The sequence below is a fragment of the Nocardioides pinisoli genome (assembly GCF_024199985.1).
Lineage (GTDB): Bacteria > Actinomycetota > Actinomycetes > Propionibacteriales > Nocardioidaceae > Nocardioides > Nocardioides pinisoli.
Genome location: NZ_JANARS010000016.1, coordinates 1 through 17,169, shown reverse-complemented (window position 1 = coordinate 17,169; position 17,169 = coordinate 1). Strand labels below are relative to the sequence as shown.

The window sequence follows — 17,169 nt, the reverse complement described above, 5'->3', positions numbered from 1 at the left end:
GACGAGCGTGCGCCGGGGGTCGACGCAGACGATCCGGGGCGGGTCCTCCCCGCGGGTGCGGTCGAGGATCCGCATCCACAGCACCGATTGCGTCTCGGGCATGTTGTGGCCGTAGAGGAAGATCGCGTCGCAGTGCTCGATGTCCGTGTAGGAGCCCGGCTGCCCGTCGGCACCGAAGGACTCCTTGAACGCCGCGGCGCTGGTCGCGGTGCACAGGCGGGTGTTGCCGTCCATGTGCGGGGTGCCGAGCCCGGCCTTCCCGATCACGGCGAGCGTGTAGTACTCCTCCAGGAACAGCTGGCCGGACGTGTAGAACCCGTGGCTCAGCGGGCCCTTCTCCTCCAGGAGCGAGCGCGACTTCTCCACGATGCGGCCCATCGCGGTGTCCCAGTCGGTCTCGACCAGCCGCCCGCCCTCCCGGACCATCGGGCGCGTCAGCCGGTCCTTCGCGCTCGCCCACCTGGTCGAGCCGTAGAGCCCCTTCGGCCCGAGCCGGCCGTGGTTGACCACGTCGGTGGCGCGACCTCTTACGCCGACCATGCGACCGTCCTTGACGGCGATGTCCATCCCGCAGCCGTTGCTGCACAGCAGGCACGCCGACTGCGCCCACGAGTCGACGTCCGACTCCTCGACACCGGGCTCGAGGTACTGGTCCACGCGGGCCGGCCACACGGTCCCCTTGGCGTGGGGCGTGCGACGCCCGTAGATGTCGGCGATCCGGTCGGTCACGATGTCCTCCTGCTCCACCTGGGTGCGTCTCGCGGCGCCATGTCCATGCGCAACCGCATAGACTTTCAGTGCAGCACCGGGACCGGTGCCGGGACAGACCCAGAGGGGTGAGCCGTGAGCGACACGGGTGAGACCGCGATCCGACCGGCTGCCCAGGCGGACCTCCGCGCCGCCCAGGCACTGCTCGACCTCAGTCGCGTGCTGATGGGCATCACGCTGCGGGCGGTGGCTGCTGCGCCTGTCGCCCTGACCGTTCCGCAGCACCGCGTCCTGCTCATGATCGCGACCGACGGTCCTCGGCGGGTGGGCGCGCTGGCGGAGGACCTCGGGGTCAACCAGTCCAACGCGAGCCGGATCGTCGACCGACTCGTGGGTCAGGGGCTCGTGCGCCGCACCTCCGACAGTGACGACCGACGAGCCTCGCTCGTCGAGCTGACCCGCGAAGGCCGTCGGGTGTTGCGGGCAGTGCACGAGCACCGCCTCGCTGCGCTGCTCGACGTCGTGGCGGGAGTGCCCGAGGGCGCCCACGGCCTGGCTCCTGCGCTCGAGCAGCTCAGTGCGGCAGCAGCCGAGGGTGGTCCGCCCGGCGTCGACGAGCGTCCCCGGGTCGACGGCGCGCCGTCGTCAGCTGCGGGGCGGCCGCCACGACCGCGACCCCCGCGAGGGCGCCGACACCGATGAGCCCGGCAACATTCACCGTCTGCGAGGAGTCACCGTGCGAGCAGTCACCGTCGAACCAGGAAAGCCGAGCTCGGCGCGCGTCGAGGATGTGCCCGACGTCGTGGCCGGGGACGGCGAGCTCCTCGTCAGAGCCGTCGCCGTCGGTGTCTGCGGCACGGACAAGGAGATCGTGCGGGGTGAGTACGGATGGGCCCCGGCTCGCCGGGAGCGGCTCGTGCTGGGCCACGAGTCCCTCGGCCGGGTCGAACAGGCCCCGCCCGACAGCGAGTTCAGCCCGGGGGACCTGGTCGTCGGCGTCGTCCGCAGGCCCGACCCCGAACCCTGTGGGGCGTGTGCGCGCGGTGAGTGGGACATGTGCCGCAACGGCCGCTACACCGAGCGGGGCATCAAGTCGCTCGACGGCTTCGCCGGCCAGATGTGGACGACCCCCGAGGAGTACGCCGTGACGGTCGACGCCGCCCTCGGTCTTGCGGGCGTCCTGACCGAGCCGACCAGCGTGGTGGCCAAGGCGTGGGAGCAGGTGGACCGGGTCGGCGACCGCGCCTGGTTCTCGCCACGGACCGCCCTGGTCACCGGCGCGGGGCCGATCGGCCTGCTCGCGGCGATGATCGGGGTGCAGCGCGGCCTCGACGTCCACGTCCTCGACCGGGTCACCGACGGCGTCAAACCCGAGCTGGTGGCTTCACTGGGCGCCACCTACCACCACGACAGCCTTGCCGCTGCCGCCCGGGTCGCTCGTCCCGACGTGGTCATCGAGGCCACCGGCGTCGGGTCCGTGGCCTTCGACGCGATGGCGGAGACCGGTCCCTACGGCATCGTCTGCCTGACCGGCGTCTCGCCGAAGGGGCGGACGATCCAGGTCGACGGGGGAGCGCTCAACCGCGAGCTCGTGCTGGAGAACGACGCCGTCGTCGGATCGGTCAACGCCAACATGCGGCACTACCGCGCGGCGGCCGTTCATCTCGCGCAGGCTGACGTCGCCTGGCTGCGACGGCTGATCACCACCACGGTGCCGCTGGAGGAGTTCGCCACCGCCTTCGACGAGGACGGTGACGACGTGAAGGTGGTCATCACGTTCGACGAGACGTGAGTGCCCGGCCCAGGATCGGTTCCAGTGGTGCAGCGGTGGGGGAGCATGCGCGGTCGTGACGCGGCTGATCCCATGAAGACAGCCCGGGATGTAGGTGCGTACAGGTGTGGTGGTTCAGCCCTCGGCGGGCGGCGACGCCGCGTGGGGAGAGCCGGTTCGTCGCGGGCAGCGCATGCCACCGTCTGCAGCGCATGCCGCCGACGTCGAGATGGATGGTTCGCATCGGGTTCTCCAACAGGTGAGTCGTGGCCCCGGGACCAGGGGGCGCCTGGGACCACGACGTGCGGCCTGAGGGAGGACCCCGGCCCCTGGGCGGGACCCAGCTCCTTCGCCACCAGGCTGTACGGCACACCGATCGCCGTCCTGGGAACGCTGACGGGACACCGATCGGACCTCCTCGGGGGTCCGACCGATGAGCTGCACGTGTCGGTGGCCACCGTGGCAGGCGCCCTCCACGGTGCCGTGGTGAGGGGCCCGCTGAAGATCGCCAATCGGCTGCGGCCGCTGGTCGCGGCCAACGCACCCCTCGAGGACGCCGTGGCGGTCCTCGAGGAGCTCACCTCCACAGGGAGGAGGGCATCGTGAGCAGCATCCGAACCGCCACCGTCCTCGACGACGTCAGCACTCGTGGGAGGGGTCCCACCCCGCGTACCCGGTGTGCATGCCGGGGTTGTGGGTGCCGTCGAACCCCATGGTCTGCGCGCAGGACTGCACGTGATGGCCGAACTCCTGGCCCGTGCCGGCCGACGCGAACGGTGTCGAAGTCAGGGACAGGGCGGCGGCGAGAATCGCGACGCTCAGGCTCTTCAGAAGTGTCCAGGTCATGGCGTGGCTTCTTTCGCGGGTGCGGGCTGGTGGCTGCTCCTGAGGCTGCCCGGGTGCCCGCGGGGGCGGTAGTGCCAAGGTCCCCCTCGTGTGAGGACCGATGGAGGCCTGGCCCGGGGTCGTCGCACGGCTTCGCTGTCATTTAGCGAGGACGTGACAGGCCGACGACCGAATGTGCGAAACGCCGCCGCACGACCGGAAGGTCGAGCGGCGGCGTTCCTGCAGCTCAGAGGCAGTCTTCTTCGGTCACTGGCTGACGTCGGAGACAGTTCCCAGCGCCTGAGATCAGATGTCGTAGTAGTGCGTATCTCACGCTTCCGACCTGGGAGAACTCTCATCACAAGCGGTCATGGGGTGCAGGTGGTACGCAGTGGGTCCCGAGGTCTTACGAATCCACCGCAGTGCGGAGTGACCGCGCGACGGTCGAGATGACCGTGTTGTCGGTGCCCGCCCTCTCTGGTTTCCACCCGTCGACGGCCGGACGGGGTAGTGGGCCGGACCGGAACGGTGCATGCGCGTTGGGTGACACGAGAGAGTCGATCACGGATGAGTGGACCTCCACTGGAAAGTCTCCTTGACGTACTGCTTCAGCATCAGCACGTCGAAGTTGTGCCACAGGAGGCGACAACCTCGAGCAGCCAGGCCCTCCGTCTGCCCTGCGGTCAGTGCGGCTCCGCCCAGTGGAATGCCCGCCCGGAGGATCACGTCCTGTGCGTGCTCGATCGCCTGGACCAGCTCGGGAGCGTCAAGGCGGCCGGGCACGCCCATGTCCGTGGACAGGTCGAAGGGTGCGATGGTCACGCAGTCGATGCCGTCGACCTGGCAGAGCTGCTCGATGTTCTCGATGGCGAGGCGGGTCTCCACCAGGATCGCGCACACCGTCCTGCCCCCTCGCTGCTCCTGGTAGTCGAACAGCTCCACGCCCCAGCGGGAGTGGGCGACGAACGGGCCCCAGCCCCGCCTTCCGTAGGGCGGGTAGCGAGTGAGTGAGACGCACTCGGCGGCAGCCTCGGGGGTGCTCACCAACGGGAACACGATCCCGTCGGCTCCCGCATCGAGTGCCGTCTTGACGACGCCCTCCTCGATCCGGGAAACGCGGACCCACGGTGCGCACCTCGTCCCGGCCGTGCTTGCGATCATCGCGTGGAGATTCTCGGGTCCGATCGGACCGTGCTCTTGATCGATCATCACCACGTCGGCACCGGCCGCTGCCAAGGCTTGGGTGGCGACAGGTGACGGGATGAGGTTGACGAATCCTCGCAAGGGGGGACCGTCGCCCCTCAGGGGTCCAACGGTGCTCGTCATGACGCTTCCTCCTGTTCGGTCGTGCGGCGGTGTCCGTTCCAGACGTCGGTGGATGCTTGCCGGTCTTGTGAGTTCGGCTATGTCCGGCTGCGTGCGGGAAGCAGGACGAGTGCGGCTGCGCTGAACTGCAGAAGTGCACCAACGGAGTTGGCGATGCGACCGGCGGTGCCGATGTCGGGGACGAACAGCACTCCGAGGCTGGCCACTCCGACGAGGACTAGGGCGACGCCGCCGATGCGCCGAGCTGCGCTGGACCTGGTGACCCAGGAGGCGAGCAGGGAGACCGTACCGATGCCCCCGAAGACGACGAAGGCAATCCAGATGTTGCCGTTGTAGCCGTCGCCCTCGCGTGCTCCGGGCGAGCTGCCCACGAGGACGTTTCCCGCAGAGATCAGCACGCCCAGGGCGTGTCCGACGTGGTTGGCTGTGGAGAACTTCGCTCGATCGCGAGTGTGGGTGGTGATCGACATGAGTGGGGTCCTTCCTCGAATGATGATGACCACCACGGTGCGTCCGGACCAGTCCTCATGGCATCGGGACGTGTCCTGGTCTTCGGGAACTTTTCCCATCTCCAGAGGAGTCCCGGGTGGGCGATCATGGACGGGTGTCCATCCGTGTGCTCATCGCTGACGACCATGCCGTCGTCCGTGACGGGCTCGCCCTGGTGCTCGGCCACCTCGAGGGCTTCGAGGTGGTGGGTGAGGCCGCCACGGGGCACGACGCGGTCAAGCAGGCCGTGCTCCTGAAACCGGACGTCATCTTGATGGACGTGCAGATGCCGGAGCTCGACGGCGTAGAAGCCACGCGGAAGGTGACGGAGCTGCTTCCCGGTGTCGCGGTGCTCATGCTCTCGATGTACAGCGACGAGGCTGCGGCGGTCGGGGCCATGGCCGCGGGAGCACGGGGGTACCTCCTCAAGGGCGCCAGTCATGCGGACGTGGCGGCAGCGCTGCGTGCGGTCGTGGCCGGTCAGGCCATCTTCGGGCAGGAGGTGGCCGATGTGCTGCTCGCCCAGATCGGCACCGGCGGTGTCCAGCGTCCCTATCCCTTCCCTCGGTTGTCCGAGCGGGAGCGTCAGGTCCTGGACCTGCTCGTTGCCGGGAATAGGACCAACCAGATTGCGTCCGCACTGTTCGTCTCGTCGAAGACGGTGAGCAACCAGCTGACCTCGATCTACCACAAGCTCGGCGTCGTGGACCGCACCGAGGCGATCCTGCTCGCCCGCGACAAGGGTCTTCCGCTGCGATGACCACGGACCTCGCCGCCTTGGGCTGGGCCGTGTCGGGCGTGGTGCTCACGGCTTCGGGGGTGGCATTGTGCGTCCGATCCGGTGTGTACGCGTCGGGCGTCCTCCTGGCGTCGTCGGGCGTCCTCTTGGTCGTGGTGGGGGCCGTGCCCGGGGACGCCGCCACCGTCCTGGCGGTTGCAGCGATGGCGGGACTGAGCTCGGCAGCGGCGACGTACCCGCACCCTCGCTGGGACCTGCCCCGCATGCTGACTCTCGCCGCGATCGTCGCCGGCACCCCGCTCCTGACCTGGCAGCTGGCCCGCGTGAGAGGCCTCGACCAAGGTGACGTCGGATGGATCGCATTCGCGCTGGTCTCTGTCGGCGCCAGTCACCTGTGGTGGCAACTCGAGACCACCGATGCGCACACTCGGAGCTCGCTGCTGTGGCTGTCGAGCACGACCGGGGCGACGGTGTTCCTCATCGGCGTCGTGGCCCTGGCCGGAGCTCCTGCCGGGCTCGCGGCCGTCGTGAATGCGTGCCTCGGGCTGGTCGGTGTCGCAGCCGTTCTGGGGGCAGAGCGCGAGCACCCGCTCGATGGTCGGTGGCTGGCGTCGCGTGCCGCCGCCTGGTTCTTCTCCCTCGCCTGCGCGTTCGCCGTCGCGACCTTGCTGTTCACTCTTGTCGCGTGGCGCTCGGGCTCGCCGCCAGGCATCGTCGCGTTGGCCCTGGCCGCCGTTGTCTGCGGCACGCTGTGGAATCCCTTGATGGTCCTGGTACAGCGAGTCTCCGACGGAGTGCTGTTCGGATTTCGGCCCGACGCGCTGACCGCCGCGCAGCGGGTCGTCGTCGGTATCGGTGACGACCCGGCGGCTGCCATTCGGGCCATCCAAGAGGGGCTGGTGCTTCCGTACGCAGCCCTCACCCTGGATGGCGAGAGTCAGATCGAGGTCGGTGATCCGTCGCACCACCGGCGTGTCTTCCCCATTGACTCCCACGGCGAGCACATCGGAGAGCTGGTCGTAGGCATCCGCCCCGGTGATCTGGGGCTGTCGCGCGACGACGAGCGCGTCCTCACGCTGTCTCTGCCGTTGCTGGTCCAGACGATCGAGGCACGCTCACTCGCCACGAACCTCCAGCGCGCCCGCGCGGCGAGTGCGGCGGCGCGCGAGGAGGAGAGGCGCAGACTACGGGGAGATCTCCACGACGGACTCGGACCGCGGCTGACCGGAATCGCCTTCACCGCTGACGCGGCCAGACTGGCGGCGACCCACGAGGCAGCGGCTCCGATGCTCGACCGCATTCGCCACGAGGCGGAGACCGCACTCGACGAGATTCGCGAGCTGGTCTACGGCCTGCGCCCGCCTGCGCTCGACGAACTCGGCCTGGCCGGGGCCATCAGACTCAGGACCAACGCTCTGCATGGCCTCCCTACCACTGTGGAAGCCAGTGCCTTTCCCGCGCTGCCCGCGGTGGTCGAAGTCGCGGCGTACAGGATAGTCATGGAGGCGCTCACCAACATCGTCCGACACAGCGGTGCAACACGGGCTAGCGTCACCCTCGTGGCGCGCCAGGGACGGCTCGCCGTCACCGTCGCGGACAACGGACACGCCGCGTCCGAATGGACCCCCGGCATCGGACTGACCTCCATGAGGGAGCGCGCTGAAGAACTGGGGGGAAGCGTGACCTACGCCGCGACCCCGACGGGGAGCATGGTGAGGGCCCTCCTCCCGCTTCGGAGCTCCTCAGCCGCCGATTCCCCGGCATGATGCCGTATGGACCTCGGACTGATCGAAAGTGACATCCGCGAATGGTTCGCGGGATATCTCTCGGCGTTCACCGCTCTCGGCCGGGGGACCTCCACGCCCGCGGAGGTCGCGGAGTACTTCTTCGTTCCGCTGCTCGTGACCACAGACGATGTCGTCATCTCACTCCGTTCGAGCGACGATGTGGCGAGCTGGTTGACGGTGCAGGCCGATGGAATGGCCGCCGCTGGTTACGACCACACCCACGTGTCCAGCACTGACGTCCGGGTGGCGAACGGGACAACCGCGACGGTCCGGGCGCTCATGGTGCGGCGACGCAAGGACGGCTCCGACATCAGCGAGCTGTCGGTGACCTACGTGCTGGTACGCGATCAGCGCGATCTCCGAGTCCACGCCCTTCTCGTGCACTCGGCATGACGATTCGACCTGGCTCACACGGTATAGGGCGATCTCGAAGCGACGACCAGGGGCTGGTAGTAGCCGGACTCGTCCGGCATCAGCCACTCGAGCTCCCCGAACCCTGCTGCAAGTAGGGCGTTCTGCAGGGTCGCCCGCCGCATCGCTCTGTAGCGGGTGGACACCGATTCGCCCCGCCAGCTGCCGGCACCCTCCTCGAGAAGGTGAACAGCTCGAAGTCGACGTACTCAGCATCGCTGGACCAGTGCCAGGACTGTCCGACAGCGTGCCGCGACCCAGGCACACCGTGGACCGAGACCGGCACGCCCTCGGGTCGCTGCTCTCTCAGCGTGTCGTAGTCGCGGATGGACACCAGCAGCACTCCAGACGGCCGCAGGCAGTGCCAGAGGTTCGCAAGCGCCCTCGCCAGATCCTCGTCGTTGAGCAGGTGCGGCAAGGCGTTGTCACACGAGATCACCGCATCAAAGACGCCGATGGCCTCCGCGTCGAGTTCCCGCACGTCGCGGACCATCAAGTCGACCTCGAGGTGGCGCAGCGCAGCCTCGGTGCCCGCTCGCCCCACCGCCTCGCGACTCACGTCGGTCCCTACGACGCTGTAACCCGCGGCCGCGAGCGGTAGCGCCTGTGTGCCGGTACCGCACGTCGCGTCGAGCACCCGTCCAGACCCCACGCCACGAGCCGACAGGGCCGCGGCGATCACCTCACCGTGCCGCTGGGCGGCCGACCACCAGTCCTCAAACAAGAGGTGATACCGCCCGGCCAACGCGTCGTAGAAGTCCGAAGCCGTCATCATCACCAGGGCCCCTGCCGCTCGTCCAGCATCGTTGCGACCAGTCGGCCCCCATGGCAAGGAGGCTGCCTACGGTCCCGAACAAGTGCGGCCGGGCATCAGCACCAACAACCCGCGCGAGGCGATGGGCTTGCGGTGATGCTCGTTGCCAGTGTACGAGCGCTGAGCCGCACCTCCCACGTCGATTGGGTCTCGCATCCTCGCCACGTCATGCACCACTCGGCAGGACGCAAACCTCGCGAGTCGCCGGCGACCAAGGGCCCGTCGTACCAGGGTCACCCGTCCTCGTGCGCAGCTTGCGACTCACGCGGTGTCTTGGGCGGTGGACCACCGGTTGGGGCGGGGGTTGGCCAGAGGAACCAGCCGAGGATCGCGAGGGTGAGTATCTGCGCGACCCCCAGCACGTCGGGGACTCGGCCCTGGTCCGCCCTGATCAGGACCAGACGTCCAACGACGAGGGGTGGATACCCGGCGAGGCGCCACCGGCAAGCGCCAGAGCGCTGCGGCCATCACTACGATGCCGATCGACGCTGTGGCGAATCCGGCGAACTGCGGACCGATCAGGTGTCCGGGGTGCTCCTGGAAGTAGTCCAGCAGTGCGGTTCCCGCGTCCGTGGGGAGGGCGTCCTGCTCGTGGCGTACGAAAGAAGGACGCCGACGGCGAACACGCCGGCCGAGAGAAGGATGTGCCGCCGCTCTCGTCCCGCTCACGGTGTGGGGAGCACTCGACCGACTGCGCCGACGCGACGAGTCGTCGACAGATGGCTGAGGAAGCATCCGCCCAAGCGGAGAAGCTCCGTGGGAGAAGCTGGGTCCGGAGAATGCCAGACCCAGTGGGTCAGGGCTGCAAGCTGTTGGCGCTCATCTCCGTGAACTGATCGAACGGGGGTGCACCCCGGCTGCACCCCACGACAGAAGTGGCGGCTGAGTCTGGGATAGCTTCCGCAGGTCAGCCGCCACTTCTGGCGCCTCATGAGACCCAGTTCGATCAGATCTCCGATATCTAGTTCTAGATGTCGTAGTTCTGACGCCACTGCACAGTTGACCTGCGAAAACGTCGTCTCGAGCGAGTCGTGGGGTGCACCGGGTACGCAACAGGATGGAAAATGATGAGCAAGTCGGGCCGCTTCGGTGGACATGGCGCGCCGCGGGTCATCACTTTTCCGGTGCGTCGGCTCCGAGCGCATCATGGCCGAGGAACGCGGCATAGCGCAGGGCCGCCCCAAGCTCGAGACGTCGCTCGCCGACGGAGCGTCCATCGACCTCCTCGAACTTCTTGACGCGGTAGGCGACGGTGTTGCGCGCGATGTGTGCGGCGACGGTGTCGCAGAGCTCTGCTGAGGCGGCGGGCGACGCACGTTCGCCCAGTTAGCGTCGTAGGAATGTGCGGGCTCCATCGAGGTCTTGCGTGAGAAGGGCCGCGAGCTCGACGTCGTGGTAGTGGAGGAAACCGGGTGCGCGGGTCAACGAGTGCGAACGGACCAGCTCGACCACTCGCGCGGCCTCGAGGTGGGAGTCGCGGAACCGGCCGGTCCGTTGGACACCGTCCCGACAGCGACATGGACTCCGCCGTTGATTGTCATGGTCGGTAGTGGCACGTTTACCCAACAGACCGCCGCCCACAAGCACTTCTCAGCGGTGGACCAGCCCGAGGGCTGCGTCCACGATGGAGACGGTGTCGATCCCGTGGATTGTGTAGGCATCGCGTAGGTGGGACAGAACATCGGCACGCACAAGGGTCGTAAGTCCGCTCGTCGGAATGTCATCAAACTCGTCAAGGCCGGCACCAAGCTCACGCGGCTCGCTCGATCGCAAACGCGAGAATGAAACCGACCGTCGCGATGAGACCGGCGTACAAGTGGGTTCGCTCAAACGCCTCGGGGATCATCGTGTCGGCCACCATGGCCAGGATCGCTCCCGCCGCCAGTGCGGTGATGGAAGCGACGGTCTGCGCTGACGCACCGTCGAGGAGGAGCGCGCCGAGCAGTCCGGCGACGCCTGACGCGACCGCGATCGCTGACCACACACCGAACACGTAGCGCGCGCTGCGACCCGCCTTCTTCATCCCCGCAGCGCTCGAGAGCCCCTCGGGGAGGTTGGAGATGAAGATCGCGGCGAGCACCGAGACGCCGATCCCGTTGCCGGACAGCAACGACAGGCCGAGGACGACCGACTCCGGTATCCCGTCGAGGAGCGCGCCGACGGCGATCGCCGCCCCGGAGCCGCCGTGCTCCTCTTCCGAGGGTTGTTGGGCTTCGGAGCGCTTGCGGTGGGCCGCACCGTGACGCGCCAGGGCGACGTTGACGACCACGTAGGCGGTGGCGCCGGCGAGGAAGCCGAGCGCGGTTGCGGTGAGGCCGCCGCTGGCTTCGGCTTCGTCGACGAGGTCGAAGGCCAGGGCGGAGATCAGCACCCCGGCTCCGAACGCCATCACGGATGCGACGACGCGCTGCGGTACGCGCACGAACCAGGCGATCGCAGCGCCGACGACGAGAGCGCCACCAGCGAGCAGGCCCCATAGCCCGGCTTGCGCCCAGACAGGCATCAGCTGCGCCTTCCAGGTGACTGCGTGGGCCCGTGCGGGCGTCGGCCGTCTGTCGAGGTGCGCGCGGGCAGGCTCGCTCGCATGCCGGTTCGGGACTCGTCCCGGGTCTGCCCGGGCGCCCGCGATCGCTGACGTGCGGGAGACTCGGCTGCTCCACTCATGGTCAACTCCCGGTGAGGTCGGTTAGGCGCTGAGGAGGTAGCCGGTGACGAAGCCGGCGGCGCTGGCGAGCGCGATGACGGGTCCGCCCTCGCTGAAGGCTTCCGGGGCGAGGGTGTCGATCACGGACGCGAGCACGGCGCCGCCCGCGAACGCCAAGGGGTAGGAGAGAGCGGTGGGGCTCGCGCCGGCGAACAGGTACTTCCCGAGGAACACGGCTGCGGCGAGCAGAAGCGTCGCTGCAGCCCATACCAGGACCACGGCGCGTCCGCCCCGGCCTTTGTCCATCATGCTGCGTGCGCCGGCGAGTGCTTCGGGGAAGTTGCTGACGAACACGGCGACGAGCAGCGCGACGCTGGCCGAGTCGTTGAGCGAGACACCGAGCGCCGTGTTCTCGGGGATGCCGTCGAGCGTCACCCCTGCGAGCAGCGCGACACCGGCCGCGCTGCGCTGGTAGCGGCGGTCGAGCCAGGTGTCGGCTGCGACGAAGACGACCGCTCCGGCAGCGAACATGCCGCCGGCGCGCCACGCTCCACCGCCTTGGTACGCGGGCTCGAAGAGCTCGAAGGAGGTGGACACGATGAGGGCGCCTGCGGCGAACGCGAGTACGGCAGCAACGAGATGCTTCGGCGGTTCCCACCTCACCCCCACGGCGGCGCCGATGACGAGGGGGAGTGACGCGCCAAGCGCGTAGAGCAGTGCTGTCAGCATCATGTCCTCTCGGAGTCGGGTCGTCGGGCTGGCTTTGGGGCACCCTCCGAGAGGCGTAGGGCGGCGTTGACGAGTCCGACGAGGCTGAATGCTTGGGGTGTGTTGCCGAGGTGGGCGTTGGTGCCCGGGTCGTACTCCTCGCTGAGCATCCCGACGTCGTTGCGCAAGGCGAGCAGCTCGTCGAAAAGCGTGGCCGCGCGGTCGCGTTGCCCGATGCCGTGGAGGGCCTCGACCAGCCAGAAGCCGCACGCGATGAAGGGTGCTTCGGTGCCGGGCAGGCCGTCGGGGCCGCCGTCGGCGGTCGGGTCGTAGCGCAGGAGGTGTCCGTCGCGGCGGAGCTCGGTCTCGACGGCGTGCACGGTGCCGACGACGCGCTCGTCACTCCAGGGCAGGAACCCGACCTTGGGGATCAGCAGCAACGACGCGTCAAGGCCCTGCGAGCCGTAGAACTGGGTGAAGGTGTTGCGGTCTGCGTCGTATCCGTGCGTGCACACGTCGTGGTGGATGCGGTCGGCGAGGGCGCGCCACCGGTCGGCAGGGCCGTCGAGGCCGTGGCGTTCAACGGTGCGGACGGCGCGGTCGACACCGGCCCACGCCATGACCTTGGAGTGGGTGAAGTGGCGGCGCGGGCCGCGCATCTCCCACAGCCCGTTGTCAGGCTCCTCCCAGTGGCCTTCGAGCCACTCGAGCAGCGCGTGTTGCAGCTGCCAGGCGGTGTCGACGCTGTCGAGCCCGGCCTCGCGTGCCTGGTAGAGGCCGTCGAGCGTCTCACCCCACACGTCGAGCTGGTACTGCTCGGCGGCGGCGTTGCCGGTGCGGACGGGCTGGGAGCTCGCGTAGCCGTCGAGCCACGGCAGCGTGGTCTCGGGAAGACGCGGGGTGCCGTCGAGGCCGTACATGATCTGGAGCTTGGACGGGTCACCGGCGACCGCCCGGACGAGCCATTCGCGCCATGCCTTTGCTTCGTCGGTGTAGCCGGTGCCGAGCAGTGCCTGCAGGGTGAAGGTGGCGTCTCGTAGCCAGCAGTAGCGGTAGTCCCAGTTGCGGACGCCGCCGACGTCCTCGGGCAGCGAGGTGGTCGCGGCGGCAAGGATCCCGCCAGTGGGGGCGTACGTGAGCGCCTTGAGCAGGAGCAGCGAGCGGCGCACGTCGTGGGCCCACGGTCCTGTGTAGGTGCACCGCTCGAGCCAGTCGTCCCAGAACTTGGTGGTGTCGCGAAGCGCGGCGTGAGGGTGCGCCGGCCTGGGGGCGGGTTCGTGCGAGGCTCGGTGGGTGAGCACGAACGCCACCTGGTCGCCGGCACGTACGGTGAAACGGGAGGTGATGGTGCCATCGCCCAGATGCATTGGGACATCCGCGTGGAGCCACACGGCGTCCGGCCCGCCCACGGCGGTGACCTCGCTCGCTCCCTCGTCCACGTCGTCCGCGCCTGCGCGTTCGTCGCCCACACGTGTGTTGCCTGCACCTGTGTCGCCGCCATGTGCCCCGCGAGCGCCCTCGTGGGTGTGGCGATCGTCCCCGGTGTCGGGTCGTTCGTGGCCGGTGCGGACCCAGGGTCGGACGCGGCCGTAGTCGAAGCGGAGCCTGAGAGTGGAGTGCATGTCCACCGACCCGCGGACGCCTTCGACGATGCGGACGACGTCGGCTGCCTCGCCGCGCGGTGGCATGAAGTCGATGACGTCGACCGCCCCGCTGTCGGTGTCCCAGCGGGTGCGCAGCACCAGGCTGTGAGCGTCGTAGTCCCGCATCGTCGCCCGGGGCGCCAGGTCCGGGGACGGGTCGGCGGCCGGTTGCAGCGTCCAGTGCCCTGCCTCCGGGCCGTCGAGCAGCGCGGCGAAACAGGCCGCGGAGTCGAAGCGGGGCAGGCAGAGCCAATCGATCGAGCCATCGCGGCTGATGAGCGCGGCGGTGTGCAGGTCGCCGATCAGGGCGTAGTCCTCGATCGGGGTGCGGGCCCTCACGAGTCCTCCAACGAGATGACCACCTTCACGTCGTCGCCACCTTGGTCGAACGCTGTGGCGAAGTCCCCGAGAGGCACCGTGGTGGTGATCAGCCGTCGCAGCCAGGCGACGTCGGCCTGCGCGAGGTGATCGGCTGCCGCCCGGTAGTGGCGCATGTTGGCGTTGACCGACCCCACGACGACGTCGTTCTCCAGCACGAGCTCCCGGTTGAGCGCCCCGGCGTCGATCTGGAGCGTCCGTCCCCTCGGTGAGACGCCCGTGAGGCAGACGATGCCGTACGAGCCGGTCTCGGCCATGGCGTCGAACGCCACGGACCCCACGCCGGTGGCTTCGATGACGACGTCAGGACGGGCTGTGCGGGCGGCGTCGGCGAGGCTCCCGTGGTGGTAGGTCGCGCCCAGGGATGCGACCAGCTCGGGTTTCACACCCTCGGTGACGCGGTCGAGAACATGGACGTCCAGGCCGCGCTGCACACCAATCATCGCGGCCAGGAGCCCGATCGGCCCGGCGCCGGTCACCAGCACCGTGCGCGGGGCGAACCAGGCCCGGTCACCGGTACGGTCCACCTGCTCCCACGCCTTGGCCACCACGCTGGTCGGTTCCGTCAGCACGCCGGCCGGTCCGAGGCGGTCGTCGACCGGGACGGTGTACGCGGCAGGTGTGGTCCACAGCTGGCTGGCGAACCCGTCCAGGGACTTGATGCCCCGCTCGGTGTAGCGGCCGTTACGGCACATGTCCCACTCGCCGTGCGCACAAGCACCGCACGGCTCGGGGTCGGGTCTGCGGACCACGCCCACGACGAGGTCCCCCGGACTGAAGTCGCTGCCCGCAGGAGCATGCTCCACCCGCCCCAGCGACTCGTGTCCCAGGACCAGTCGTGGCCGGCCCGGGGGAGCCCATCCGTACTCGCCTCGCGCGATCTCCTTGTCCGTTCCGCACACGCCGACCGCGACCGCGCGCACGAGGAGCTCGTCATCTCCCGGCGTGGGATCAGGGACGTCCTCGACCTGCGCCGAGTTCGCCCGTCCTGGTTCGACCGTCAGTGCTCGCACGGTGCTTCCTCCTTGCCTTGGGTGCTGGCCCCAGTCCTTGGGACGTACCCGTCTACCATGAACTACATGCGCAACCGCATTCAAATACGCAGTGCTGCGGTCGCCTGGTTCCGCCGGCACCCGACGCTGGTGTTGTCGTTCAAGGCGTCCCTGGCAGCGGGGCTGGCGTGGGTGGTCGTCCAGCCGCTGGGCGGCGTGGCAAACGACTACCCCTACTACGCGCCACTGGGGGCCGTCATCGCCACCTCCGCCACCCTCGCGCGGTCCCTGCGCGACACCGTGCAGGCCCTCACGGCAATCGGGCTCGGCGCCGGGGTTGCCCTGCTCGCGCAAACGCCGCCCCTTCCCCAGCTGGCCGCACTCGTGCTGGCCACCGGCGTCGGGGTCGCCGTCGGGTCGTGGCACTGGCTCGGACGACGATCGAGCTGGGTCCCCGTCACTGCCCTGTTCGTCCTGCTGGTCGGAGACGCGCACCCATGGCACTACGCGCTCGGCTACGCCGGGCTCACGGCGCTGGGCGCCCTCGTGGGGATCGCGGTGGACGCGAGCGTCCCCCAGCGGGCGAAGGCTCGCCGTGATGCTGGGCACGGTCGTCCTCGCCGAACCCACCCTGCTCGGTCGCGGCACTGAGCTGCTCGAGCGCAACGGCAAGACCGGTGGCGTCCTCAGGCACCCTCGAGACGACATCGAGCAGCGCCGCCAGGCGGTGCTCGCCCACGGCGTCGAGCACGTCGTGCCCCTCGCGTGTCAGCTCGACGAGCGAGGCGCGTCCGTCCTCACGGTCTCGCGTGCGGTGCACGAGCCCTTGGCTGACGAGGCGGTCGACGATCCGGCTGGCGTTGGACTGGTTCACGCCGAGGTCGTCGGCCAGGGTGCCGACGCGTCGCGGGCCGTCGGCTGCGATCGTCAGGAGGACCCGGTGCTGCGGGACGGTCAGGGCAACCGGGGCGGTGGCCACGGCCCGCAGGGTGATGCCCATCAGCACACGGCTGAGGTCGAGCAGCGCCTGCGCAGCGCGTAGGTCGGCCTCGGCGTCCGGCTGAAAGGTGCTCTTCGCCTTCGGGCTCACGCCTCACCCCTCTGGGTCTGTCTCAGGTTTGGTGTCGGTGCTCCACTGAGAGTCTATGCGCTTGCGCATGTACTGGGCGCCGGAGCGGCGCACGACTTCACGATCAGGAGGAGCAGTGACCGACCGTATCGCCGACATCTACGGGCTCCGCACGCCGCACGCCAAGGGGACGGTGTGGCCGGCCCGCGTGGACCAGTACCTCGATCCGGGGATCGAGGAGCGGGATGTCGAGTCGTGGGTGCAGTCGGCGTGCCTGTTGTGCAGCAACGGCTGCGGGATGGACATCGCGGTCAAGGACGGGCGGATGGTCGGCGTGCGTGGTCGCGCCACCGACGTGGTCAATCATGGCCGGCTCGGGCCGAAGGGGTTGTACGGGTCGACGCGTTGGGCGAGTGCCGGTGACCGGCTGACGCGCCCGCTGGTGCGGGAGGGCGGCCGGTTGGTCGAGACCGACTGGGACACCGCGATGGGCCGCATCGTGGAGAAGTCGCGTGCGCTGCTGGAGGAGAAGGGCCCGCTGAGCCACGGGTTCTACACCTCGGGTCAGCTGTTCCTGGAGGAGTACTACACGCTGGCGGTGATCGGGAAAGCCGGCCTCGGCACCCCGCACATGGACGGCAACACCCGGCTGTGCACGGCCACGAGCGCGGCGGCGTTCAAGGAGTCGTTCGGCGCCGACGGGCAGCCGGGCTCCTACACCGACATCGAGCACTGCGACGCGATCTTCCTCTACGGCCACAACATGCCCGAGACCCAAACGGTGCTGTGGATGCGGATCCTCGACCGCACCCGGGGCGACGACCCGCCGAGGATCGTCTGCGTCGACCCCCGACGCACACTCGTG

The 17,169-nt window shown here is 69.2% G+C and carries 17 protein-coding genes and 1 pseudogene; 8 read left to right on the top strand and 10 right to left on the bottom strand.

All coding sequences use genetic code 11. From position 1 onward, the window contains the following. A partial coding sequence (locus tag NCI01_RS21855) for a molybdopterin-dependent oxidoreductase (RefSeq protein WP_254183610.1) occupies positions 1-729 on the bottom strand: 729 nt, incomplete at its 3' end. A gap of 114 nt (positions 730-843) precedes the next feature. On the opposite strand from NCI01_RS21855, the gene NCI01_RS21850 reads away from it, so the two are divergent. Both NCI01_RS21850 and NCI01_RS21845 read left to right on the top strand, forming a co-directional pair. After that, positions 844-1,410: a MarR family winged helix-turn-helix transcriptional regulator gene (locus NCI01_RS21850; RefSeq protein ID WP_254183609.1), complete on the top strand. Its 567-nt coding sequence runs from the start codon at positions 844-846 to the stop codon at positions 1,408-1,410. 34 nt (positions 1,411-1,444) lie between these two features. Further along, positions 1,445-2,500: a glucose 1-dehydrogenase gene (locus tag NCI01_RS21845; RefSeq protein WP_254183608.1), complete on the top strand. Its 1,056-nt coding sequence runs from the start codon at positions 1,445-1,447 to the stop codon at positions 2,498-2,500. Positions 2,501-3,118: 618 nt separating this feature from the next. Here NCI01_RS21845 and NCI01_RS21840 read toward each other — a convergent pair. From NCI01_RS21840 to NCI01_RS21830, 3 genes are all read right to left on the bottom strand, one after another. Further along, positions 3,119-3,325: a hypothetical protein gene (locus NCI01_RS21840; protein ID WP_254183607.1), complete on the bottom strand. Its 207-nt coding sequence runs from the start codon at positions 3,323-3,325 to the stop codon at positions 3,119-3,121. 540 nt (positions 3,326-3,865) lie between these two features. Then, on the bottom strand, positions 3,866-4,630 hold the full coding sequence (locus NCI01_RS21835; RefSeq protein ID WP_254183606.1) for an HpcH/HpaI aldolase family protein: 765 nt from the start codon (positions 4,628-4,630) through the stop codon (positions 3,866-3,868). 77 nt (positions 4,631-4,707) lie between these two features. Then, on the bottom strand, positions 4,708-5,100 hold the full coding sequence (locus tag NCI01_RS21830; RefSeq protein WP_254183605.1) for a hypothetical protein: 393 nt from the start codon (positions 5,098-5,100) through the stop codon (positions 4,708-4,710). A gap of 134 nt (positions 5,101-5,234) precedes the next feature. Between NCI01_RS21830 and NCI01_RS22900 the strand changes: the two genes are divergently transcribed. From NCI01_RS22900 to NCI01_RS21815, 3 genes are read left to right on the top strand one after another with little or no spacing between them, the layout of a single operon-like run. Then, the gene (locus tag NCI01_RS22900) at positions 5,235-5,879 is read left to right on the top strand and encodes a response regulator transcription factor (protein WP_254183604.1); all 645 of its coding nucleotides are present in this window, start codon (positions 5,235-5,237) and stop codon (positions 5,877-5,879) included. Next, positions 5,876-7,624, top strand: a complete 1,749-nt coding sequence (locus NCI01_RS21820; RefSeq protein ID WP_254183603.1) for a sensor histidine kinase — start codon at positions 5,876-5,878, stop codon at positions 7,622-7,624. The genes NCI01_RS22900 and NCI01_RS21820 overlap by 4 nt, the downstream gene beginning before the upstream one ends. A 6-nt stretch (positions 7,625-7,630) precedes the next feature. After that, positions 7,631-8,038 (top strand): DUF6841 family protein, encoded by a 408-nt coding sequence (locus tag NCI01_RS21815; RefSeq protein ID WP_254183602.1) that lies wholly within the window; start codon positions 7,631-7,633, stop codon positions 8,036-8,038. A 79-nt stretch (positions 8,039-8,117) separates the two neighbouring features. On the opposite strand, the gene NCI01_RS21810 is transcribed toward NCI01_RS21815, so the two are convergent. After that, positions 8,118-8,831: a class I SAM-dependent methyltransferase gene (locus NCI01_RS21810; RefSeq protein WP_254183612.1), complete on the bottom strand. Its 714-nt coding sequence runs from the start codon at positions 8,829-8,831 to the stop codon at positions 8,118-8,120. A gap of 1,185 nt (positions 8,832-10,016) precedes the next feature. Between NCI01_RS21810 and NCI01_RS21805 the strand changes: the two genes are divergently transcribed. Then, positions 10,017-10,169, top strand: coding sequence for a hypothetical protein (locus NCI01_RS21805; protein WP_254183601.1), 153 nt, complete (start codon positions 10,017-10,019; stop codon positions 10,167-10,169). Between the two features lie 451 nt (positions 10,170-10,620). On the opposite strand, the gene NCI01_RS21800 is transcribed toward NCI01_RS21805, so the two are convergent. The 4 genes from NCI01_RS21800 to NCI01_RS21785 all read right to left on the bottom strand — a co-directional run bounded on the left by NCI01_RS21800 (position 10,621) and on the right by NCI01_RS21785 (position 15,256). After that, on the bottom strand, positions 10,621-11,373 hold the full coding sequence (locus NCI01_RS21800) for a ZIP family metal transporter (RefSeq protein WP_254183600.1): 753 nt from the start codon (positions 11,371-11,373) through the stop codon (positions 10,621-10,623). A gap of 183 nt (positions 11,374-11,556) precedes the next feature. Beyond that, on the bottom strand, positions 11,557-12,111 hold the full coding sequence (locus NCI01_RS21795; RefSeq protein WP_254183599.1) for a ZIP family metal transporter: 555 nt from the start codon (positions 12,109-12,111) through the stop codon (positions 11,557-11,559). 131 nt (positions 12,112-12,242) lie between these two features. Continuing rightward, entirely contained in the window at positions 12,243-14,204 is a 1,962-nt protein-coding gene (locus tag NCI01_RS21790; protein ID WP_254183598.1) for a glycoside hydrolase family 15 protein, read from the bottom strand. Continuing rightward, complete coding sequence (locus NCI01_RS21785; RefSeq protein WP_372495239.1) at positions 14,201-15,256, bottom strand: glucose 1-dehydrogenase; 1,056 nt, start codon at positions 15,254-15,256, stop codon at positions 14,201-14,203. The genes NCI01_RS21790 and NCI01_RS21785 overlap by 4 nt, the downstream gene beginning before the upstream one ends. A 66-nt stretch (positions 15,257-15,322) precedes the next feature. Here NCI01_RS21785 and NCI01_RS21780 point away from each other — a divergent pair, with 66 nt between their 5' ends. Further along, complete coding sequence (locus NCI01_RS21780) at positions 15,323-15,886, top strand: FUSC family protein (RefSeq protein ID WP_254183597.1); 564 nt, start codon at positions 15,323-15,325, stop codon at positions 15,884-15,886. A 148-nt stretch (positions 15,887-16,034) separates the two neighbouring features. Here NCI01_RS21780 and NCI01_RS22970 read toward each other — a convergent pair. After that, positions 16,035-16,235: pseudogene (locus tag NCI01_RS22970) on the bottom strand (MarR family winged helix-turn-helix transcriptional regulator); the annotation flags it as partial. Between the two features lie 205 nt (positions 16,236-16,440). Between NCI01_RS22970 and NCI01_RS21770 the strand changes: the two are divergent. Then, positions 16,441-17,169, top strand: a 729-nt coding sequence (locus NCI01_RS21770; protein WP_254183595.1) for a molybdopterin-dependent oxidoreductase, incomplete at its 3' end; no start/stop codon positions are given.